General features: G+C 62.8%; 18 protein-coding genes and 1 tRNA gene. 9 read left to right on the plus strand and 10 right to left on the minus strand.

The window, feature by feature from the left end:
• Positions 1–13 precede the first annotated feature (13 nt).
• Positions 14–667, plus strand: a complete 654-nt coding sequence (locus N7568_RS12595) for an MBL fold metallo-hydrolase (protein WP_261610159.1) — start codon at positions 14–16, stop codon at positions 665–667.
• Here N7568_RS12595 and N7568_RS12600 read toward each other — a convergent pair.
• On the minus strand, positions 664–1,746 hold the full coding sequence (locus tag N7568_RS12600) for a PLP-dependent cysteine synthase family protein (RefSeq protein ID WP_261610160.1): 1,083 nt from the start codon (positions 1,744–1,746) through the stop codon (positions 664–666). The genes N7568_RS12595 and N7568_RS12600 overlap by 4 nt on opposite strands.
• Positions 1,747–1,831: 85 nt before the next feature.
• Between N7568_RS12600 and N7568_RS12605 the strand changes: the two genes are divergently transcribed.
• From N7568_RS12605 to N7568_RS12615, 3 genes are read left to right on the plus strand one after another with little or no spacing between them, the layout of a single operon-like run.
• Complete coding sequence (locus N7568_RS12605; RefSeq protein ID WP_261610161.1) at positions 1,832–2,740, plus strand: sulfurtransferase; 909 nt, start codon at positions 1,832–1,834, stop codon at positions 2,738–2,740.
• Positions 2,737–3,891 (plus strand): NAD(P)-dependent alcohol dehydrogenase, encoded by a 1,155-nt coding sequence (locus N7568_RS12610; protein WP_261610162.1) that lies wholly within the window; start codon positions 2,737–2,739, stop codon positions 3,889–3,891. The genes N7568_RS12605 and N7568_RS12610 overlap by 4 nt, the downstream gene beginning before the upstream one ends.
• Positions 3,888–4,316, plus strand: coding sequence for an HIT family protein (locus N7568_RS12615; RefSeq protein ID WP_261610163.1), 429 nt, complete (start codon positions 3,888–3,890; stop codon positions 4,314–4,316). Before N7568_RS12610 ends, N7568_RS12615 begins: the two co-directional genes overlap by 4 nt.
• Before the next feature lie 60 nt (positions 4,317–4,376).
• Here the strand turns inward: N7568_RS12615 and hrpA are convergent, their stop codons facing one another.
• The 3 genes from hrpA to N7568_RS12630 form a co-directional block, all read right to left on the minus strand.
• The gene (gene hrpA / locus N7568_RS12620; protein WP_261610164.1) at positions 4,377–8,336 is read right to left on the minus strand and encodes an ATP-dependent RNA helicase HrpA; all 3,960 of its coding nucleotides are present in this window, start codon (positions 8,334–8,336) and stop codon (positions 4,377–4,379) included.
• A 13-nt stretch (positions 8,337–8,349) separates the two neighbouring features.
• The gene (locus N7568_RS12625) at positions 8,350–9,342 is read right to left on the minus strand and encodes a helix-turn-helix transcriptional regulator (protein ID WP_261610165.1); all 993 of its coding nucleotides are present in this window, start codon (positions 9,340–9,342) and stop codon (positions 8,350–8,352) included.
• 175 nt (positions 9,343–9,517) lie between these two features.
• On the minus strand, positions 9,518–9,688 hold the full coding sequence (locus tag N7568_RS12630; RefSeq protein ID WP_175538583.1) for a hypothetical protein: 171 nt from the start codon (positions 9,686–9,688) through the stop codon (positions 9,518–9,520).
• Between the two features lie 81 nt (positions 9,689–9,769).
• Here N7568_RS12630 and N7568_RS12635 point away from each other — a divergent pair, with 81 nt between their 5' ends.
• Positions 9,770–10,738: a GlxA family transcriptional regulator gene (locus N7568_RS12635; RefSeq protein WP_261610166.1), complete on the plus strand. Its 969-nt coding sequence runs from the start codon at positions 9,770–9,772 to the stop codon at positions 10,736–10,738.
• A 63-nt stretch (positions 10,739–10,801) separates the two neighbouring features.
• Here the strand turns inward: N7568_RS12635 and N7568_RS12640 are convergent, their stop codons facing one another.
• The 6 genes from N7568_RS12640 to N7568_RS12665 all read right to left on the minus strand — a co-directional run bounded on the left by N7568_RS12640 (position 10,802) and on the right by N7568_RS12665 (position 15,418).
• Positions 10,802–11,104 carry a protealysin inhibitor emfourin gene (locus N7568_RS12640; protein ID WP_261610167.1) on the minus strand — a complete coding sequence of 101 codons (303 nt, stop codon included), beginning with the start codon at positions 11,102–11,104 and terminating at the stop codon, positions 10,802–10,804.
• A gap of 80 nt (positions 11,105–11,184) precedes the next feature.
• A complete protein-coding gene (locus tag N7568_RS12645) occupies positions 11,185–12,225 on the minus strand; it encodes a M4 family metallopeptidase (protein ID WP_261610323.1) in 1,041 nt (346 codons plus the stop codon).
• Between the two features lie 157 nt (positions 12,226–12,382).
• Positions 12,383–12,455, minus strand: a tRNA-Arg gene (locus tag N7568_RS12650).
• Positions 12,456–12,564: 109 nt separating this feature from the next.
• A complete protein-coding gene (locus tag N7568_RS12655) occupies positions 12,565–14,067 on the minus strand; it encodes an FAD-dependent oxidoreductase (RefSeq protein WP_261610168.1) in 1,503 nt (500 codons plus the stop codon).
• The gene (locus N7568_RS12660; protein ID WP_261610169.1) at positions 14,064–14,936 is read right to left on the minus strand and encodes an FAD:protein FMN transferase; all 873 of its coding nucleotides are present in this window, start codon (positions 14,934–14,936) and stop codon (positions 14,064–14,066) included. Before N7568_RS12660 ends, N7568_RS12655 begins: the two co-directional genes overlap by 4 nt.
• Positions 14,937–14,941: 5 nt before the next feature.
• The gene (locus N7568_RS12665; protein ID WP_261610170.1) at positions 14,942–15,418 is read right to left on the minus strand and encodes an FMN-binding protein; all 477 of its coding nucleotides are present in this window, start codon (positions 15,416–15,418) and stop codon (positions 14,942–14,944) included.
• 237 nt (positions 15,419–15,655) lie between these two features.
• On the opposite strand from N7568_RS12665, the gene argS reads away from it, so the two are divergent.
• The 4 genes from argS to thrC are packed head-to-tail and all read left to right on the plus strand — an operon-like array spanning position 15,656 to position 21,195.
• A complete protein-coding gene (argS, locus tag N7568_RS12670; RefSeq protein ID WP_261610171.1) occupies positions 15,656–17,305 on the plus strand; it encodes an arginine--tRNA ligase in 1,650 nt (549 codons plus the stop codon).
• Between the two features lie 4 nt (positions 17,306–17,309).
• A complete protein-coding gene (gene lysA, locus N7568_RS12675) occupies positions 17,310–18,782 on the plus strand; it encodes a diaminopimelate decarboxylase (RefSeq protein ID WP_261610172.1) in 1,473 nt (490 codons plus the stop codon).
• A complete protein-coding gene (locus N7568_RS12680) occupies positions 18,775–20,091 on the plus strand; it encodes a homoserine dehydrogenase (protein ID WP_261610173.1) in 1,317 nt (438 codons plus the stop codon). The genes lysA and N7568_RS12680 overlap by 8 nt, the downstream gene beginning before the upstream one ends.
• Positions 20,092–21,195: a threonine synthase gene (gene thrC, locus N7568_RS12685; RefSeq protein WP_261610174.1), complete on the plus strand. Its 1,104-nt coding sequence runs from the start codon at positions 20,092–20,094 to the stop codon at positions 21,193–21,195.
• The last annotated feature ends 1 nt before the right edge of the window (position 21,196 follow it).

Here is a 21,196-nt window from a genome sequence, read left to right on the forward strand (position 1 = left end):
ATAGGCTGTGGGCATGAAGCTCACCAAGTACACCCACGCCTGTGTCCGGTTGGAGAAGGACGGGAAGGTTCTGGTCATCGACCCCGGGACGTTTTCCGAGGCAGAGGAAGCGTTGAACGGCGCCCACGCTGTACTTGTCACGCACGAGCACAATGACCATATCGACCGTCAGGCCGTGACGGCAGCCCTGCGGGGGAATCCCTCGCTGGAAGTCCATGCACCGGCCGGTGTCGCCAAGGCTTTAAAAGATGAGAGCGATGTCGCTGACCGGGTGCACGCCGTTGAGCCCGGCTCTGAATTCGACGCTGCTGGATTCAACGTGCGCACCTTCGGCGGCCAGCATGCGCTCATCCATCCGCAGATCCCTGTGGTTGCGAACATCGGTTACTTGGTGGATGGGAACGTATTCCACCCAGGGGACTCGTTCGTGGTCCCGGACGGGATCAACGTTCAAACGCTCCTGGTCCCCATCCACGCACCCTGGTCAAAGGTCGGAGAAGTGGTGGACTTCGTCATCTCAGTCCGCGCTCCCAAGGCGTTCCCCGTCCATGACGCCCTGCTCAATGAGCTGGGGCGTGGCATCGTGGAGGGCCATGTCACCAGAATCGGGTCCCGCTACGGGACCACATATGAGCGGCTCGCTCCGCACGACAGCGTGGAGGTCTAACCTGCCCATACCCCCGTGTCGTGGAATCGTTCCAGAACTGCTTCGTGCGGTACCGGATCGAGTCCGTGCGCGGCCAACCATCCGGCGTCGTTGTAACTGCCTGCGTAGCGATCGCCGCCATCGCACATCAGAGATACGATGCTGCCCCTCCGTCCCTCGGAAACCATCCGGGCGACCAATTGCCAGACTCCCCAAAGGTTGGTACCCGTGGAAGGGCCGGCGTGCAGGCCCGTGATCTTCCGCAGGTGGCGCATGGCGGCCACCGACGCGGCGTCGGGTACCTGGATCATGTGGTCGATAACCGCCGGAACGAAACTCGGCTCGGACCGTGGGCGGCCGATACCCTCGATCCTGGATGGCAAGCCGGTGGCTGCTGCCGCGTCACCGTCGCGCCATGCGGGGTAGAAGGCGGAGTTTTCGGGGTCCACTACAGCCAACCGGGTGTCGTACCGGTTGTACCTCAGGTAGCGGCCAATGGTTGCGCTTGTGCCACCTGTGCCGGCGCCCACCACGATCCACTCCGGAACGGGGTGCTCTTCCAGGGAGAGCTGTTCGAAGATTGATTCGGCGATGTTGTTGTTGCCCCGCCAATCAGTGGCGCGTTCCGCGAAGGTGAACTGGTCCATGTAGTAGCCGCCGGATGTCCTGGCAGTTTCTTCGGCCACGGCATAGACCTCCGAAGCGTGGTCCACCAACAGGCATGCGCCGCCGAAGTCCTCGATCAGGGCGATCTTCTCAGGGCTGGTGGTTTTGGTCATGACCGCAATGAACGGCAAGCCGATCAGCCGGGCAAAGTAGGCCTCGGAGACTGCGGTGCTGCCGCTGGAGGCTTCAACTATGGTGGTGCCTTCGGTGATCCAGCCGTTGACCAGGCCGTACAGGAACAACGACCGGGCCAGGCGATGCTTGAGGCTGCCCGAGCGGTGGGTCGACTCATCCTTCAAATACAGCTGTACCCCCCAATGCTCCGGGAGGGGAACTGCATAAAGATGCGTGTCCGCCGAGCGGTTGTTCTCGGCCTCGATTTTGCGGATGGCCTCGCTGGCCCATGCCCTGTCTTGAATGCACGAATTGCTCACCGGATAAGCCTAGGCTGGAATCCGGGCGCCGGCAGCAACAGCACCTGCGCGGGAAGCCGGGACGCCGGAACGAAGGAGAAACTATATGTCCACGCTGATGACTGCGTCAGAACTACGCGAGCGTCTGGAATCCGGGGAGCGCATCGTGCTCCTGGACGTCCGCTGGGTGTTGGGCCGGGATGACGGGCACAGTGAATACCTGACGGCCCACATTCCCGGTGCCGTGTTCGTGGACCTTCCCACGCAGCTCGCGGACCACTCGCAGCCCCGACTCGGCCGACACCCGTTGCCTTTGCCGGAACGGTTCCAGGAGACTGCCCGAAAATGGGGCATCAACGACGGTGACACGGTGGTCGCGTACGACAACAGCGGCAGCATGGCTGCAGCACGCGCCTGGTGGATGTTGCGGAACGCCGGGGTGGAGCCCGTCCACCTGCTCGACGGCGGATTGGCCGCCTGGCGCGCGAACGGTTACCCGGTGGAGTCCGGCGACGTGGGTCCCGCCGTCGGGAATGTCTCTTTGGGCGCCGGCAGGATGCCGGCCATCACGGCGCAGGAAGCGGCACGGTGGCACAGCCACGGCATACTCCTGGATGCCCGGGCGGGGGAGCGGTACAGGGGAGAAGTGGAGCCGATTGATCCCCGGGCGGGGCACATCCCGGGTGCTGTGAGTGCCCCAACCACGGCCAACGTCGCCGCAGACGGAACCTTCCTGCCGGTAGAAGAATTGAGGCGCCGGTTTGAAGCGTTGGGGTTGGACCACTCGTCCACCGTGGCGGTCTATTGTGGATCCGGAGTAACAGCCAGCCATGAGATTGCCGCATTGCACATTGCCGGGTACCAGGCAGCCCTCTTTCCCGGATCCTTCTCGCAATGGTCCAACAATGCCGCGAATCCAGTAGCCGTGGGCAGCGAACCGTTCGAGGACGGTGCAAACGGAGCCGGCGGACCAAGTGGCACAAGCCCGGCTGCCGGGAGTAGCGTCGAAGCATGACACCCGGACGCCCCGTGCCCCCGCCCCTTGCCAAACCCATCACCCTGGACACCAGCGACGCCGGGCCCCGGAGCGCAACCCTTGCTGCAGCGTATGGCGCGACGTCTCCAGACAGCGGTTTGGTTCCGCTGACCGTAGCCCGTCGGGCACCCACGGCGGATGACGTCGAGATCGCGATTGAATTCTGCGGCCTGTGCCATTCCGACGTCCATGCAACGCGCGGGGAGTGGCGGATTCCTCCCTACCCGCTGGTACCGGGCCATGAAATTGTAGGCCGGGTGACCCGTGTTGGCTCCTCGGTAGCCGACTTTGCACCGGGAGACCGGGTGGGCGTCGGCTGTATGGTGGACTCCTGCCGGGAATGCGGGAGCTGCCTCGATGGCCTCGAACAGTACTGCGAGCGGGGCAATATTGGAACCTATGGAGCTGCGGATCCGCGCCATGGGGACGCCGTCACCCAAGGTGGGTACTCGACGTCGGTAGTGGTGGACAGGCGCTTCGTTTTGCGGGTCCCCGAGGCCCTCGACCCCGCCGCAGCGGCGCCGTTGCTGTGTGCGGGAATCACCACGTATTCTCCGCTGCGGTATTTCGACGTCGAAGAAGGCGACGCCGTAGGTGTGGTGGGCTTGGGGGGCCTGGGTCATATGGCGGTTAAGATCGCCAAGGCCATGGGTGCCGAGGTCACTGTGTTCACTACCTCTGAATCCAAGTTTGAGGCGGCCCGGGAGCTTGGCGCCGACCACGTGGTCCTCTCCAAGGACGCCGACGCCATGGAGGCCGCCAACCGGAGCATCGACGTCATTATCGACACCGTCGCGGCGCCGCACGATCTCAACCCCTACTTCCGCACGCTCCGCCTGGACGGCGCCCTTTTCCAGCTGGGGCTTCCCGCCGACGACATGCCTCCGGTCAGCCCCGGGCTGCTCATTCGCCGCCGACTGGCCTATGCGGGCTCGTTGATCGGTGGCATTGCAGAAACGCAGGAAATGTTGGACTTCTGTGCTGAACACGGAGTAGCCAGCGACATTGAACTCGTTGGTGCTGAACAATTGAATGAGGCCTACGACCGCATGGTGGCGGGCGATGTGAAATACCGCTTCGTTCTGGACACCGCAACACTTCAGGAACCATCGGAAAGGGCAGACGCATGAGCACACTGTTCACCAAAATCATCAACGGGGAAATCCCGGGCCGCTTTGTCTGGAAGGACGAGGAAGTGGTGGCTTTCCTCACTATCGCTCCGCTCACGCACGGCCACACACTGGTGGTGCCGCGCCAGGAAGTGGACTCGTGGACGCACGCCAGCCCGGAACTGCTGGCCAAGGTCATGGACGTGGCCCAAAGCATCGGAAAGGTCCAGGAGAAGCTCTTCGAAGCCAAACGGGTAGGCGTCCTGATGGAAGGCTTCGAAGTTGAGCACCTGCACGTGCACGTGTGGCCGGCCTACTCCACTGCGGATTTTGAGGTGCACAACGTGGACCACAACCCGGACCCGGCGATCATGGATGCTACCGCCGTGAAACTCCGGGCTGCTCTCCGGAGCGCTGGCCATGGGGATGCCATTCCGGAAGACTGAGTCTTCCCAGAGACTTAACCCGGCGGTGCTGAATCAGTGCCGCCGGGTTTTTGATCGCTGCTAGGCCGGGGCGAGTGCCTGGTTCAGCACGGTACGGATGCGTTTCTCCGAGACTGAATAGGCCGTGCCGAGCTCAACCGCGAAGAGGCTCACCCGCAGCTCTTCGATCATCCAGCGCACCCGGGTTAACTCCGTGCCTGCGCGGCGTCCGGGAAGGAGCGCGGACACGGCGTCGTCGTAATCGTCCTCCAACCCCTGCACGATGGCCATGTTCAGGCTGTCCCGTTGAACGTTGCCCGGCAGCTTCTCCAGCCGCTTCTCGATGGCTTGCAGGTACCGCGGCAACTGGCTGAGCTGCGCGTAGCCCGTCTGTGCCACAAAGCCGGGGTGGACCAGTTGCTCCAGTTGGCTCTTCATGTCATTAAGGGCACTGATCAGTGGCAGGCTGGCGTTGGACTTCAGCTGCTTCTGGATGCGCCGGGTACTCGCCAAAACGCGCTCGACGACGGCAGTCACCGTGAAGACGGTATCTATCAGTTCTGCGCGGACCACTTCATACAGGGCATCGAAAGACGCCCTGTCCCATGGCAGGTCCTGTGGCGTCAACTTGTCGATGGCAGCAAGGGCGCAATCAGCGATGAGTGCACTGACTGATCCGTGCGGGTTCTGGCTGAATGTCAGTTTTTCCATGTTGCTCAGGTGCTCCAGCACATAACGGTCCGGAGGCGGAATCCGCAGCGCCAGGAGCCGGATGACGCCACCGCGCATGGCGGCTTCCTGTTCAGCCCTTGTCTGGAATACCCGAAGGGCGACTGACTTGCCTTCATCGACGACAGCAGGGAATCCGGTGACGTCGTGGCCCTTCACCGTGCGTGTCACCTGACGCTCTACGGTGCCGAAGTCCCATTCGGTGATCCCGCTGCGTTCCGCCACCGCTCCGTTGCCGGCTGAAGCGCCGGTGATGGCCGCCGTCGACGGTTGGCTGTTGGCGCTGCCGGTCGCCTTTCCGCCCTTGGCGGGTGATGTTGTGGCGGGGGTGGCACCGAGCGATTCGGCGATGGCGCGGCGCGTGGCCGGAGCCAGCTTTTCCTGGAGCTCGGCGAGGTCCTTGCCCTCATCCAGCACTTTGCCTTTGCTGTCCACCACCTTGAAACTCACGCGCAGGTGTGGCGGTACTGCATCCCAGTTCCAGGATCCCGGGGGAATGACCTGTCCGCGGAGTCGGCGAAGCACCAGCTCCAAGGACGGTTCGAGTTCGTCGACGGCGGGGTCGAAGTCTGCCTCGAGCGCCGCGGTTGCCTGGCGTGCGACATCGGGGGCCGGTACGAAGTTCTTCCGCACCTGCTTGGGCAACGATTTGATGAGCGCCGTGACCAACTCCACCCGCTGGCCGGGGATCTGCCAGCGGAACGGAGCATCATCCAACTGATTGAGGAACAGCACGGGAACCTCGGCCGTGACGCCGTCCGATGGATTGGGCACAGATCCTGGTGCCACAGGATGGAATTCATAGCTCAGGGGGAGTTCAAAGCCCTTGTGCAGCCAGGTCTTCGGGTAGGCGGAGTCGTCCAGTGCGTCGGCGTCTTCGCTCATCAAGAGGGATTGGTCGAAGTCCAGGAGGGCGGGATCGGCCTGGCGGGCGTCCTTCCACCACTTATCAAAGTGCCTCTCGGAGACAACATCCTTGCCCACGCGCGCGTCATAGAACTCGAAGAGGGTCTGGTCGTCCACCAGGATGTCGCGCCGCCGCATGCGCGTCTCGAGTTCTTCGATCTCCTGGAGCAGGGCACGGTTGCGGTGGAAGAACTTGTGATGGGTCTTCCATTCGCCCTCCACCAGTGCGTGGCGGATGAACAGTTCGCGGGAGAGTTCGGGATCAACGCGTCCGTAGTTCACCCGGCGGTTGGGAATGATCGGCACGCCATACAGCGTGACTTTCTCATGGGCCATCACGGCACCCTGGCGTGATGACCAATGCGGTTCGCTGTAGGACCGCTTCACCAGGTCCGGGGCCACTTGCTCGGCCCACAGGGGATCGAACCTGGCAGCAACACGGGCCCACAGGCGGCTGGTTTCCACCAGCTCGGCTGCCATGACAAACGCCGGGGACTTCTTGAAGAGTGCCGACCCGGGGAAAATCGCGAAACGGCTGCCACGCGCACCGGCATATTCGCGTTTGCGCTCATCCAGGAGGCCGATGTGGCTCAGCAACCCCGAGAGCAGGCTGATGTGGATGCCCTCATAGTTGCCCACGGGATCGGCTTCGCGTTTGTTATCCAGCGTGATGCCCAGCGGCTTGGCCAACTGCCGGAGCTGGGTGAAGAGATCCTGCCACTCACGGACGCGAAGGTAATTGATGAACTCGTTGCGACACAGTTTGCGGAACTGTGTGGAGGACAACTCGCGCTGCTTTTCCTGGATGTAGTTCCACAGGTTGAGGAATCCGGTGAAGTCCGAGATCTCGTCGCGGAACCGGGCATGCTTTTCAGCGGCCAGCTGCTGCTTGTCCGTTGGCCTTTCACGGGGGTCCTGGATGGTGAGGGCGGCTGCGAGGATCATGACTTCTCGGACGCAGCCACGCTTACCCGCCTCCACGATCATCCGGCCCAGCCGCGGATCAACCGGAAGCTGCGCAAGCTTCTGTCCGACGGCGGTCAGCCCGCCGCCGCTGCGACCGTTGCCGCCCGCGTCACCGGCCTTGGGCGAACCCAATTTGGGCGAACTCAAGGCTCCGAGCTCGCGCAGGAGAGTCACGCCGTCGTTGATGGCCCTCGAATCCGGTGGCTCCACGAAGGGGAAGTTCTCTACGTCCTTGGGTCCGCGGGCGACGCCCATGGCGGTCATCTGGAGGATGACCGCAGCGAGGTTGGTCCGGAGTATTTCCGGGTCCGTGAACTGAGGACGCGACTCGAAGTCCTCTTCGGAGTAAAGACGGATGGCGATGCCCTCGGAGACGCGCCCACAGCGGCCCGAGCGCTGGTTGGCCGACGCCTGGGAGACGCGCTCAATAGGCAGCCGCTGGACCTTGGTGCGGTGTGAGTAGCGCGAAATGCGGGCGGTGCCGGTGTCGATCACGTACTTGATGCCAGGCACGGTCAAGGAGGTCTCGGCAACGTTGGTGGCCAGGATGATGCGTCGTTTTCCACCGGGGTTGAAGACCCTGTGCTGCTCCTGGAGGCTCAGCCGCGCAAACAGCGGCAGTACTTCGGTCCCGGCGAGGCGGCGGTTGCTTTGGATGCGCCCGTTGATTGCCTCGGCGGCGTCGCGGATTTCGCGCTCGCCGGAGAAGAAGATGAGGATATCGCCGGGAGCTTCCTTGGCGAGCTCATCCACGGCGTCGCACACCGCGTCCAGGGGATCGCGGTCCTCTTCCAGTTCGTCGTCCGAAGTGTCCTCATCGCCGCCCGCTGGCTGGGACAGCGGCCTGTATCGGATCTCAACCGGATAAGTGCGGCCGGACACTTCGATGACGGGCGCGGGGTCCTCCTCGCTCCCGAAGTGCTTCGCGAAGCGTTGGGGATCGATGGTAGCCGAAGTAATGATGATCTTGAGGTCCGGGCGCTGGGGGAGGATGCGCTTGAGGTAGCCCAGGATGAAGTCGATGTTGAGGCTGCGTTCATGAGCCTCATCGATGATGATCGTGCTGTATTTCCTCAGCAGTTTGTCGCGTTGGATCTCGGCAAGGAGGATGCCGTCGGTCATGAGCTTGATCTTGGTCGACGCGCTCACCTCGCCGGTGAAGCGGACCTGGAAACCCACCTCCTGGCCGATCTCTACGTCGAGTTCAGAGGCAATGCGTTCGGCAACAGTCCGGGCCGCGAGGCGGCGCGGCTGGGTGTGCCCGATCAGGCCCTTGTCTCCAAGGCCAAGTTCGAGGCACATCTTGGGGATCTGCGTGGTCTTACCTGAACCGGTCTCGCCGGCAATGATGGTCACCTGGTTTGCGGCGATGGCCGCCATCAGATCCTCGCGGCGCTCGGATACGGGCAGCTCTGCGGGGTAGGAAATATGAAGTGTCATGGCTGCTGCCAGTCTACTGTGGCCGGGGTTCCACTTCCGCTGTGTCCGTCACAGTCCCGGCTGCAGCACTTAGCCGGTGCGAGAGTTCGATGGCGTAGGACTTGAATTCTTCGGGCTCGAGGATCTCGAAGTCCATGTCCAGCGCGGCCAGATACGCAGCCGGTGCGGCCAGGTTGTCCCATCCGGAGCGCAGGATGGTGGCTTTCGGGCCGTCGGCCGACAGTGTCGCGTACTGGGAATTGACGACGGCGGCTACCTCGGCGAGAGGCTCGCGGAGCCGCACCACGACGTCGAACCTGTACGGCGAGCGGGTGATGGACTCTTGTACGTACGCTGCCAGGTCCTCCGCGGGCAGGGGCCGTGGAGTGTATTTCTTGCGTTCCGAGGGCAGCGATTCAAACCGGTCTGCACGGAACGTGCGCCAGTCCTCCCGCTCCACATCCCACGCAACCAGATACCAGCGGCGGCCAGTGTCCACCAACCTGTAGGGCTCCACCAACCGCCGCGCGGACTCACCGTCCGACTTGACGTACTCAAAGGAAATCTGCCGTCGATCCGATATCGCGGCTGAGACGACGGTCAATTGTTGGGGATCAACGGTGGCCGCATTGCTCGGCAGGGTAGTGACAGCGGCCTTCAGCATGGCGAACTTCGGGCGCAACCGGGACGGCAGGACCTGTTCCAGCTTTGCAAGGGCGCGGACAGACGCTTCTCCGATGCCGGCCACGGGGCCCGCCGCTACGGAGTTCAGGCCCAGGGCGACGGCCAAAGCTTCGTTGTCGTCCAGGAGCAGCGGTGGTAGCTGGGCACCTGCGCCCAGCTGGTAGCCGCCGGCAATGCCGGGGGAAGCATGAATGGGGTATCCCAGGTTGCGCAGCTTGTCGATGTCGCGCCGCACCGTCCGTTCGGTCACGCCCATGCGGCCCGCGAGGGCCGGGCCAGTCCATTCCCGGCGTACCTGCAACAGCGACAACAGTTGGAGGAGGCGGGCAGAGGTTTGGATCATGCAAGTGAATCTAGCCCATGGTGCAGTGGTGGGACGCCTGTGGGCTTGGAAGCCGGGAGACATAAGGACGCCCGTCGTTCGGCGAATCCTGCAGAATACGGCGAACGAACGGGCGTCGGTTGGATGTGGCTCTGGTTGACCGGACTGTTGTGGTTGTGCAGTGCCCTGGCATGCCCTAGTAGATGCGCGGGTTCCAGTAAGGGCTGCTGGGAGCGTCGAATGCGCTCCAGGGTTCCTTGGAGTTGATGGGCGGGTTGTGCCCGCGCCCATCCTTCAACAGGGCAGAGATGGTGGCTGCGACGGCGGTGATGAGGACGATGAAGAGGATGATTCCGAAGATTTCCATGCCTCCAGCCTGCTCCTGTAGCGGACCAAGAAACAGTGGCAGAAATGCCCCATTTAGACAATTTTCTGCCACACTGGTCCTATGTTGAAATCAGTGGCAGTGATCGTGGTTCCCGACTTCTCGATCTTTGAATTCGGCACGGCTTTCGAAGTCTTCGGCATCGACAGATCGGATCGCAACGCCGGCGTCCCGGCCTTCGACTTCCGTGTGTGCGCGCCGGAGCCAGGCGACATTCGCATGAAGTCCGGCCTCTCGCTGCATGTGAACCTGGGCCTTGAAGCAGCGGCGGATGCAGACCTGGTGATCATGGCTCCCTTCGGCAGGGACCAGGACGTCCCCGAATCCGTCATGGACGCTTTGCGGGCAGCCCACGCGCGGGGCGCATGGGTGATGTCCATTTGCTCCGGCGCTTACGCGCTGGCCCGGGCGGGACTGCTGGATGGGCGCCGTTGCACCACGCACTGGCACTATTCGCAAGACCTGGCCAGTCGCTATCCGGGGGTCATCGTGGACGAGAACGTCCTCTACGTGCAGGATGGCACCATCATTACCAGCGCAGGCACAGCAGCCGGCATCGATGCTTGCCTGCACCTTGTCAGGGTCGAACTGGGCGCCAACGTCGCTGCCGCGATCGCCCGGGACATGGTGGTCCCGCCGCACCGCGACGGTGGCCAGGCGCAGTTCATAGACCGGCCGATGCCCCGCTGTGGTTCAGCTCCCATGGAAGAGCTCCTGCGCTGGATGGTGGAACACCTGGACGAAGAACACAGCGTGAATGAATTGGCTGCACGGCTCCACATGTCTCCCAGGACTTTCGCTCGCCGCTTCAGGGCAGAAACCGGCACAACTCCGGCTGCCTGGCTGAATTCACAACGGGTACTGAGGGCGCAGGAACTCCTTGAGACCACGGAACTGAACATCGACGAAATCGCCAGGGAAGCAGGTTTTGGACATTCTGTGCTGCTCCGCCACCATTTCACCAAGGTGCTGGATACCAGCCCGCAGAGTTACCGGCGTGCGTTCCGGGGCCAGCTGGCCGAGGCCATCTGAGGCCGCTCCGGACCCTGGATGCGCCTGAAGCGTGGACGCGGACTGCAGATGCCTCTGTGGGCTTCAGCGCCGGTTGCCGAGGCGCCCACGGGACTCCGACCCCTCAGCCTTGGCGCAGTCCACCAGTTCCTGCCATGGTCCCGTGACAGCGCGGTCGGGGAGAGTGGCACGACGCTGGCCTGCCCTGATTGAGTACATGAACCGGTCCGGTTCATTGGGCGTCCGGGCCTGGCTCTTGGCTTCGTCCCAAGGGCATGCCTCAACGATCGGAACCCAACGTTCCTTCTCATCGGGGGATACAGCGTCCACGCTCCAGACGCGTGTCAGTGCGGCGATTCCTCCACTGCGTTGGACGGTGATCTTCATGACCGGCTGCTTCTCGTTCGACGTTCCGTAGTCAGCCAAACAACGGGGACCGAACAAGGCTGCCCGGTCCCGCCCTTTGACTAAACCTTGACCTTCACAGTCTCCCACGCCTTAAGGACGGCGTCATGCTCAGTTGAACCCGAGCCGAAGAGTTCCTCCGCGGTAGCAACGGTGGTTTTGGCAAACTTTCCGAAGGTGCATGTTGGCGGCAATGATCCACTGGTCAGTGTGCCGTACCAGATCTGGCCCGCGGCCTCCCACGCATTGCCGCCGAGTTCTGTGGCGACAACGTAAAACGCCTTGTTGGGGATGCCGGAGTTGATATGCACGCCACCATTGTCAGCGCTGGTCCGCACATACGTGTCCATGGAGTCTGGCTGGGGATCCTTGCCCAAAACATCATCGTCGTAGGCGGTACCCGGTGCTTTCAAGGAGCGGAGGGCGGCACCCTGCACTTGGTCGGTGAAGAGTCCCTCGCCGATCAGCCAACTGGCCTGCCCGGCCGACTCCTGCTTCAGGTACTGCTCAACGAGGACGCCGAAGACATCTGACATGGACTCATTGAGTGCCCCGGCCTGGTTCCGGTAGGCAAGGTTGGCCGTGTACTGCGTGACGCCATGAGCCAGTTCATGGCCTATGACGCTGACGGATTTGGTGAAGCGCTGGAAGATCTGGCCGTCGCCATCGCCAAAGACCATCTGGGATCCATCCCAGAAAGCGTTGTCGTAGAGCTTTCCGTAATGGACAGTCGCATCAAGGGCGAGGCCTGCGTCGTCAATGGAGTCCCTGCCGAAAATCTCTCCGTACAGGCGGTGCGTACTCCCGAGGCCCTCGTAGGCTTCATCTGCAGCTACATCACCCACAGGGTCGGCGCCTTCTTTCCGGACGATCCGCCCGGGCAGGGTTTCCGCGGACTCGGCATCGAAAATGGTCCGCTTGGGTGGGCCGGGTTTGGCTTGACGCGCACTCGGCGGTGCAGCCGGAACAGGGGCCGTCCGGATGGCTTGGAGGTCCTTGATGTGCAGCAGCGATTCTTTGGCAGCCCTGGCAACGGCCCGAAGCCGTGGTTCATTCTGGGCGGCAATCCTGCGAAGCATGTACGGCGGGACGATCGAGCACATCACGGCAAACCCCTTTGGCTATCGGTAAGACCAACTGGGTTTAAGCCTAAAAGCAGGGGCTGACAATATTGCGGTGCGAGCCCGGCAAGCCCCGAAGTGATAGCCAGTCACCGCCAAACAAAAATACCCCGCCAGCAGGCTGGCGGGGTATTCGTTGTGCCCTCGATAGGATTCGAACCTACGGCCTTCTGCTCCGGAGGCAGACGCTCTATCCCCTGAGCTACGAGGGCATTCAGGGATCCCTCCGTTGCCGGTGGGACGTCCTAGAGCTTAGCAGCCACTGCGCCGCAAATGAAAACCCGGGGCCGTGGCGGCAAGCCCGGCCCGGAAGCCCGCCAATCAGTACCCTGCGAACGAGTCGACGTGAACCCGGCGGGCTCCTGCGCTCCGGGCTGCAGCGCGCAGGGAATCCACGCTCGCCGGGGAGCCGGAGACAAACACTTCCCGGTCCGCGATGTCCGGAACCAACTCCTTCAAGCGCGTGGCATCGATCCTGGAGGTGCCGGCGTCGAGCATGAACTCCGGGGGAGTTGAACCGTCCGAGAGCCGGGCGAAAACCCTCGCCCCCGACGCTTCAAGCTGTTCCACGCAGGCCAACTCACCGCGGCCCTTGGCGAGGTAGACCACCACGGTGTCGCGCGCGTCGCCGTCGGACGCCAGGTGCGACAGGAAAGGCGTAATGCCGATGCCTGCAGCGATCAGCAGGACCGGCCTGCCGGCGTCGTGCGGAAGCAGGAAGTCTCCACCGATGGCTGTGGCAGAGATGCGGTCTCCGGGTTGAAGCGCGAGCAGGGCCTTCTTTGCCGACGACAGCGGCTCGGCCGTGCCAACCCCGAAAGTCACTTCGGGCGCACCCGGGGGACTGGTGATGCTGAAGACCCGCCTCCGGCCTTTTCCGTCAGAACCTGAATGCGGAAGGTTGAGCTCCATGAACTGTCCCGCTGCAAAGCGGACCGGACGCTGCGGTTCAAACCTGAACTCGGTGCTTCCCGGCGTCAAGGCCCTCGCTTCCTTGAAGGTCAGGTGAACGCCGCCCCGTTGGCCCAGGAAGAAGGCCAAAAGGTTGCCCAGCAAAAGTGCGAGTTCGGGGGAGTTGGCCACGAAACCAAAGTTATAGGGGACCGCAAAAACAACACCCACGACGGCGGCAAGCGCCAACTGCTGCCAGCGGCGGGGAGGCAGGGTGAGGGGTTCCGAGAGCATGAAGCCCACGAAGAAGAGGAGCGGCCGTTGCGCCAGGGTCTGCCACAAGGCCTGGCCGAGCGTCATGCTGCGGCTCAGAAGCTCGACGGCGATGATGCTGGTGGCGGCCACCAGGAACACAGTGGCCATCAGGATTTTCCGCGTCCGATAGAGGACAACCAGCACACCCGGGACCAGGAGCCAAAGCATCGCCGGAGTCGCGGCCCACCAAGTGGCGATGTTCAGCCCGGTAAGGCCGGTAATGAACGCTCCGGCCGCGGCGGGATTGAAGATGTGCCGTCCCCGGTAGGCCAGCGCATACTTCGACGCACTTGCCAACACGCAAGCCAAGGCCACACCAGCCATGTCGGTGGCTCCGAATGCCGGCCAGAACAGGAAGTAGAGAAGCAGCCCCGTAATAAGGGAAGACTCAGTGTGCGGCGTGACCCTGAATATCAACGCGAGCAGGCGGTTGGATGCGTACGTCACCCCAAGGCAGAGCACCAAATGCACCAACATTTCCGGGAGGCCGAAGGTCAGCCACCCCAAAACGTTGAGGACCATGCTGTAGGCCACCAGCACACCCAGCACCCACAGGATCAATCGGTACATGGTGAAGCGACCCAACCAGGTGTCCAAGCGGGACTTAATGGCGATCATGAGAACAGTCTCCCCTCAAAACGGTTCGAAAACGTGGCGGCACCGCTTGAGGACACCCTGAGCCACGAGAAATCGAACTCATCCTCCAGCAGGTCAGGTTCAAGCATGAACAAAGCGGTGGCCAGCGCATCCGCTTCCAGTGCGCTCGCGGCCATTGTCCACGTAGCCACCGTGGTGTGGATGGGCTTTCCCGTGGTTCCGTCCAGGACATGGTGCAGCCCATCGCCCCAGACACGCCGGTTGGAAGCAGAGGCGCAAAGTGCGCCATTGTCCAGTTCCACGGTGCCAATCGCCTGGCCGGCGTTATAGGGGTGCTCCAACGCAACCATCACGGGGGCGGCTCCCGCGTGCAGCATGTCACCGCTGCCATCCACCAGGAACTCGGGGTGGCCAGTTGTGCGCAGGACTTCGCCCAGGAGGTCTACCAGTTGGCCTTTCCCGGCGGCGCCAATGTCCACAACCACTGGCTCGGCGGCGGTCAGGGAGGTGCCTGTCCAAGTAAGGACGTCTTCCCACCGCGGCGGGGCCTGCGGACCACCGGACGGAGCCAGCGTGTATCCAGGATCGTACCCAAGCCGTTCGAGGCTGCTGCCGATAAGCGGCGTCATGGCACCTCCACTCAACCGGTACAAGGCTGCGTAGATGTCATGAAGACCCTTGGCATGCTCCGGCAAGGTGATACTGCCCGATCCACGGGACAGGCCCGACACCACGGAATCGGCCCTGAACCGCGACCACGTCTTGTCGTACATGGCAACTGTCCCAAGCAGCTGGTGCCGGACATCGGGAGCCAGCCCGTCCGGCGTCGTAACCTCCCACCGCGTACCGATCCCGTCGAACCTGAAGCTGCTCCAGGCAGGATGCGGCATGGCTCCTACTTGGCCTGGGATTTGATCTGTTCCACGGCTTCGTTGAAGCCGCCTGATGTCAGCGAGGAGCCGGCAACTTTGGAGACATTGAGTTCGTCGATGTTCTTGCCCACGATCTGGGCCGCGATGCCGCCGGCAAACTCGCCCTGGAACTTCTTGGTGTTCGGGTTGGATGGGTGGACCGTGATATTGACGGCGGATACCTTGTCAGCGGCCAGTGTTAGTTCAACGCCCACCGTTTCCTGGCCGTTGGGCGATGTGTAGGTTCCATCGGAGCTATAGGTGCCGTCCTTGTACGTGGACTCGCCACTGGCGGTGGCAGTTGACGACGAAGGGCTGGTGGTGGATGCCTGCCCGCCATTCTGCGTAGCGGGAGTTTGAGTGGACGGCGACTCCGTGGTGGGGGCGCACGCAGTGGCTGTTCCCATGATGGAGAGACCGGCAATACCAAGGTAGAGGCTCTTGCGGAGTGGCGTAGTCATGATTCTGCTCGTTTCAACTGGACAAGATTTCGTCAATGGGCAATGTGGTCAAAGGGACACTGGGTTGTTCCGGGAGGACCAACGAGGCCACCTCCTACGTCTTCACAACGTCGAATTCAGCGTAATGGTTCAGCCTGTGACGCCCGACGGCCGTTGCTGTGCGTTGGCTGTGTCCACATTTTCCACATAGGGGGCCCTCAATTCCGCGACATTGCGGGCCCCCGGTAGGCTAGATGCGTGACTCCCGAAGAACTCTCTGCTGCCATATCCGCCTGCCTTAAGGACGCCGTCTCTGCCGGCGAAATCGCCTTGACGGAATCTGCCGTGCCCGATGCCGTGCGGGTGGAGCGACCCAAGAACAGGGATCACGGAGACTGGGCCACCAACATCGCCCTGCAACTGTCCAAGCAGGCCGGCATGAATCCCCGCGAATTCGCCGGTATCCTCAGCAACCATTTGCAGGGAATTCCGGGCGTGACCGGAGTGGAAATCGCTGGTCCCGGCTTCCTGAACATCACGGTGGATGCCGCCGCGGCCGGTGCCCTCGCCAAGGCCATCGTGGAGGCCGGACCCGCCTATGGCACCAACACGGCGCTCGCAGGCCGCGTGGTCAACATGGAATTCGTTTCCGCCAATCCCACTGGTCCGCTGCACATCGGGCACACCCGCTGGGCGGCCTTGGGCGATGCGATTGCGCGGGTACTTCGTGCCTCAGGTGCCGACGTCACCGCTGAGTACTACATCAACGACGCCGGCTCGCAGATGAACGTCTTCGCCAACTCCGTCCTCTCCCGTTTGCACGGACGTGGCGTACCTGAAGGCGGCTACCCCGGCGAGTACATCCGCGAGCTTGGCGACGAAGTCCTCAAGGCCCACCCGGACATCCGCGAACTCACGGATGAGGCCGCACTGCCGGTGATCCGCGCCGCTGCCTACGAAGCGCAGATGGCCGATATCAAGACCACCCTGGCTGAATTCGGCGTCGAGTTCGATGTCTTCTTCTCCGAGAAAGAACTGCACGACGCCGGTGCGATTGAATCTGCCGTCGCCCGCCTTCGCGAGCAGGGCCACGTGTTCGACGACGGCGGGGCCGTCTGGCTGCGCACCACCGACTTCGGCGACGACAAAGACCGCGTCATGATCCGTGCCAACGGCGAACCGACGTATTTCGCCGCTGACGCTGCGTACTACCTTTCCAAGAAAGACCGTGGTTTCACCGAGAAGATCTACCTCCTCGGTGCCGACCACCACGGATACATCAACCGCCTGAAAGCCATCGCAGCCTGCGCGGGCGATGACCCTGAGGTCAACATCGAGGTCCTGATCGGGCAGCTTGTGTCCGTCAACGGCGCAAAGCTGTCCAAGCGCGCCGGAAACATCATCGAGCTCAAGGACCTCATTTCCTGGCTTGGCAAGGACGCCGTACGCTACTCGCTGGCGCGTTTCCCGGCTGACTCCCCGCTGACGCTGGATCCCGAGCTGTTGAAGAAGCACAGCAACGAGAACCCCGTTTTCTACGTGCAGTACGCACATGCACGGTCCCGCGGCACGGCACGCAACGCTACCGAAGCAGGCGTGGATCGTTCCATATTCGATGCGTCGCTGCTCGATCACGCTACGGAAAACGAGTTGCTGTCCTACCTGGGCAGCTACCCCTCCATCGTCGCCAAGGCCGCGGAACTGCGTGAGCCGCACCGCGTGGCCCGACACCTCGAAGTCATCGCCGGTGCCTACCACCGCTGGTACGACGCTTGCCGAGTCTCCCCGCAAGGGGACGAACCTGTACAGGACGTCAACCGCACCCGCCTGTGGCTGAACGATGCCACCAGTCAGGTGCTCGCCAACGGACTCGAACTGCTGGGCGTTTCTGCGCCGGAACGGATGTAGGGAAATGAACACAGACGCTGCACACGCTTCTCCGCTCGCACCCGGGTGGCTGGCCGTTCCCGAAAACCTGAATGCCCTGCAGGCCCCCATGTGGGCGGCCGGGGTTGAGAAGAACGACGCCGGCGAGGTCACCATCGACGGTGTGACTGTCAGTGAGCTCAAGGAACAGTTCGGAACTCCGCTTTTCGTGATGAGTGAATCAGACTTCCGCTCCCGCGCCCGGGCATTCAAGGACGCCTTCGATGCCGCCTTCGATGACATCTGCGGGGGAGTGGACGTCTATTACGCGGGGAAGTCCTTCCTCTGCACCGCCGTAGCCACTTGGGTGGCTGAAGAGGGCCTCCGCCTGGATACGTGTTCCGGCGGCGAACTCGCTGTTGCCGCTCGCGCGGGTATTGACGGCGCCAACCTTGGTCTGCACGGCAACAACAAGTCGGACGCCGAGATCAACCGCGCCCTTGACATGAAGCTGGGCCGGATCGTGGTGGACAGCCTCGACGAACTCGAGCGGGTTGCCAAGATTGCCTCCAGCCGGGGCGAAACTGCCAAGGTCATGCTCCGACTGACCCCCGGTGTGCACGCCCACACCCATGAGTTCATTGCCACTGCCCACGAAGACCAGAAATTTGGCCTCTCCATGGCCGAAGACTCCACCGATGAAGCCGGCCTGTCTGCAGCCGAGGAGGCAGTGGCAGCCGCCACCTCCTACGCCAGCATCGAACTCCTGGGCCTGCACTGCCACATCGGCTCACAGATCTTCGAGCCGGACGGTTTTGCCGTCGCAGCGGAGAAGCTCCTGGGCTTCCTCGCCGCGATGCAGTCCAAGTACTCCATCGTCATGCCCGAATTGGACCTGGGCGGCGGTTATGGAATCGCCTACACCCCGGTGGACACGCCCCGCCCGCCAGCCGAAATCGCGCAGGCAATGGCCGCCGTCGTGCGCTCCAAGTGTGCTGAGTTGAACATCACACCACCGCGCATCTCCATCGAACCCGGACGTGCAATTGTGGGCAGCACCACCTTCACGCTTTACGAAGTTGGCACGCTCAAGACCGTCCGTGTTGACGTCCCTGAGGGTCAAGACGGGCAAAAGAACGTTACGTATCCGCGCCGCTATGTGTCGGTGGACGGCGGGATGAGCGACAACGCCCGTCCGGTGCTGTACGACGCGGATTATTCGGCAATTTTGGCGTCCCGGGACTCAGATGCGGCTCCGCAGCTGTCCCGAGTAGTGGGCAAACATTGCGAGAGCGGCGACATAGTTGTTAGAGATGTATATCTGCCCGCGGATGTGGCAGCCGGTGATTTGCTCGCAGTACCGGGTACCGGCGCCTACTGCTGGGCCCTCTCCAGCAACTACAACTACCTGGCCCGGCCTGGCGTTGTCGCTGTACGCGACGGAGCCGCCCGGCTGATTGTCCGCGGGGAAACCGAAGAAGATCTCTTGAACCGCGACATGGGAGTGGCGAATGTCTGAAGTGCGAACCTTGAAGGTGGCCCTGCTGGGCTGTGGCAACGTTGGGGCCCAGGTCGCGCGGATTCTGATTGACGACGCCGAGGCCCTCGCTGCCCGCAGCGGCGCCCGCTTGGAACTCTCCGGCATCGCCGTACGCAATATCGATTCCCCGCGTGATGTGGAATTGCCCCGCGAGCTTTTCACCACGGATGCCGACACCCTCGTCAAAGATGCAGACCTGGTCATCGAACTCATGGGTGGCATAGAACCTGCCCGTTCGCTGATCCTCACGGCCATCCAGAACGGTGCGTGCGTTGTCACGGGCAACAAAGCCCTGCTCGCGCAGGACGGTCCTACCCTGTACGCAGAGGCTGACAAGGCTGGTGTGCAGTTGTCATATGAAGCTGCAGTGGCCGGGGCCATCCCCATCCTGCGCCCCATCCGCGACAGCCTGTCCGGCGACCGCATCACCCGTGTCCTGGGAATCGTTAACGGCACCACCAACTTCATCCTTGACCAGATGGACACCACCGGTGCGCAGTTCGCCGATGCCCTGGCTGAGGCACAGCGACTTGGATACGCCGAAGCCGATCCCACAGCGGACATCGAAGGACACGATGCCGCCGCCAAGGCTGCCATTCTCGCTTCGCTCTCCTTCCACACCCGTTTCTCCCTGGATGATGTGTACTGCGAAGGCATCACCAAGGTCAGCGCCGCGGATATTGCCTCGGCCAAAGAAGCGGGCTTCGTCATCAAGCTGCTCGCGATTGCCGAGAAGATCGATTCTTCTGACGACGGCAGCGGTATTTCCGTTCGGGTCCATCCCACTCTCCTGCCCCGCGAACACCCGCTGGCTGCCGTTCGTGGAGCCTTCAACGCAGTCTTCATCGAGGCTGAGAACGCCGGCGAGCTGATGTTCTACGGACAGGGCGCAGGTGGAACCCCCACTGCGTCTGCCGTCCTTGGCGACCTCGTCTCGGCTGCGCGGCGCTTGGTCCTCGGCGGCCCTGGCCGCACGGAAACCACCACGGGCCACGTCCCGGCGCTGGCCATCGACGCGTCGAACACCAGCTACTACATTGGCTTGGATGTAGCCGACCAGGCTGGCGTGCTGGCCCGGATCGCGCACATCTTTGCGGAAAATGGCGTTTCCATCGAAATCATGCGCCAAACAATCCACCGCGACGCTGCCTCGAATGTCGAGTCGGCTGAACTGAAAATCGTGACGCACCGTGCCTCCGAAGCTGCCCTCGCAGCAACCGTCCAGGCCGTCAAGGGCTTGGACGTCATCAATTCTGTGACATCCGTACTGCGGGTAGAAGGGGTCTAAGTGGCTCACCAATGGCGCGGAGTAATCCGCGAATACGCTGATCGTTTGCCCGTAACGGAAGCCACCAAGGTTATTACCCTCGGCGAAGGCGGCACCCCGCTGGTCCACGCGCAGAAGCTCTCCGAGCTGACTGGCTCAGAGGTGTACCTCAAGGTCGAAGGCATGAACCCCACGGGTTCGTTCAAGGACCGTGGAATGACCATGGCCATGACAGCGGCCGTCGAAGCCGGCGCCAAGGCCGTGGTGTGCGCCTCCACCGGCAACACCTCCGCGTCGGCTGCAGCGTATGCCACCGCCGCAGGCCTGAAGTGCGCAGTGCTGGTACCCGAGGGCAAGATCTCCATGGGCAAACTGAGCCAGGCTATCGCTCACGGAGCCACCTTGCTCCAGGTTGACGGTAACTTCGATAACTGCCTGGACATTGCCCGGAAGCTCGGCGAGGCATACCCGGTGTTCCTGGTGAACTCCGTGAATCCGGCCCGGATCCAGGGCCAGAAGACAGGCGCCTTCGAGGTTGTGGACTCCTTGGGCGATGCCCCTGACATCCACGTGCTCCCCGTAGGCAACGCCGGCAACATCAGTGCTTACTGGAAGGGTTACAAGGAGTACTCGGCACCCTTTGAGACCGCCAACGGAACGCTTCCGGCCGTCTCCACCAAGACGCCCATCATGTGGGGGTTCCAGGCCGCGGGTGCTGCGCCCTTCGTCGCCGGGCACCCCATCACCGAACCTGACACGATCGCAACCGCCATCCGCATTGGCAACCCGGCATCGTGGGATACCGCTGTAGCGGCCCGCGACGAGTCCGGCGGCCTGATCGAGGCCGTAACCGATGACGAAATCCTGGCCGCCCACCGTTGGTTGTCGGCAAAGGAAGGCGTTTTTGTGGAGCCCGGCTCCGCTGCGGGCGTCGCAGGCTTGATTAAGAAGCATGCCGCGGGAGATGTTCCGTCGGGCAAGACCATCGTTATTACTGTCACCGGACACGGACTCAAGGACCCGCAATGGGCCCTCCGCACCGAAGACGGCAGCGATGTGCAGCCGGTCAAGGTGCCGAACGATGTTGTCACCGTGGCCGCAGAACTGGGACTGGAAGAAAACTAAG

It is taken from the genome of Paenarthrobacter aurescens (genome assembly GCF_025421775.1).
Classification (GTDB): domain Bacteria; phylum Actinomycetota; class Actinomycetes; order Actinomycetales; family Micrococcaceae; genus Arthrobacter; species Arthrobacter aurescens_B.

Coding starts and splice junctions, on each gene's coding strand:
- N7568_RS12595 (WP_261610159.1), top strand. CDS start 14: ATGAAGCTCACCAAGTACACCCACGCCTGTGTCCGGTTGGAGAAGGAC.
- N7568_RS12605 (WP_261610161.1), top strand. CDS start 1,832: ATGTCCACGCTGATGACTGCGTCAGAACTACGCGAGCGTCTGGAATCC.
- N7568_RS12610 (WP_261610162.1), top strand. CDS start 2,737: ATGACACCCGGACGCCCCGTGCCCCCGCCCCTTGCCAAACCCATCACC.
- N7568_RS12615 (WP_261610163.1), top strand. CDS start 3,888: ATGAGCACACTGTTCACCAAAATCATCAACGGGGAAATCCCGGGCCGC.
- hrpA (WP_261610164.1), bottom strand. CDS start 8,336: ATGACACTTCATATTTCCTACCCCGCAGAGCTGCCCGTATCCGAGCGC.
- N7568_RS12625 (WP_261610165.1), bottom strand. CDS start 9,342: ATGATCCAAACCTCTGCCCGCCTCCTCCAACTGTTGTCGCTGTTGCAG.
- N7568_RS12630 (WP_175538583.1), bottom strand. CDS start 9,688: ATGGAAATCTTCGGAATCATCCTCTTCATCGTCCTCATCACCGCCGTC.
- N7568_RS12635 (WP_261610166.1), top strand. CDS start 9,770: ATGTTGAAATCAGTGGCAGTGATCGTGGTTCCCGACTTCTCGATCTTT.
- N7568_RS12640 (WP_261610167.1), bottom strand. CDS start 11,104: ATGAAGATCACCGTCCAACGCAGTGGAGGAATCGCCGCACTGACACGC.
- N7568_RS12645 (WP_261610323.1), bottom strand. CDS start 12,225: ATGTGCTCGATCGTCCCGCCGTACATGCTTCGCAGGATTGCCGCCCAG.
- N7568_RS12655 (WP_261610168.1), bottom strand. CDS start 14,067: ATGATCGCCATTAAGTCCCGCTTGGACACCTGGTTGGGTCGCTTCACC.
- N7568_RS12660 (WP_261610169.1), bottom strand. CDS start 14,936: ATGCCGCATCCTGCCTGGAGCAGCTTCAGGTTCGACGGGATCGGTACG.
- N7568_RS12665 (WP_261610170.1), bottom strand. CDS start 15,418: ATGACTACGCCACTCCGCAAGAGCCTCTACCTTGGTATTGCCGGTCTC.
- lysA (WP_261610172.1), top strand. CDS start 17,310: ATGAACACAGACGCTGCACACGCTTCTCCGCTCGCACCCGGGTGGCTG.
- N7568_RS12680 (WP_261610173.1), top strand. CDS start 18,775: ATGTCTGAAGTGCGAACCTTGAAGGTGGCCCTGCTGGGCTGTGGCAAC.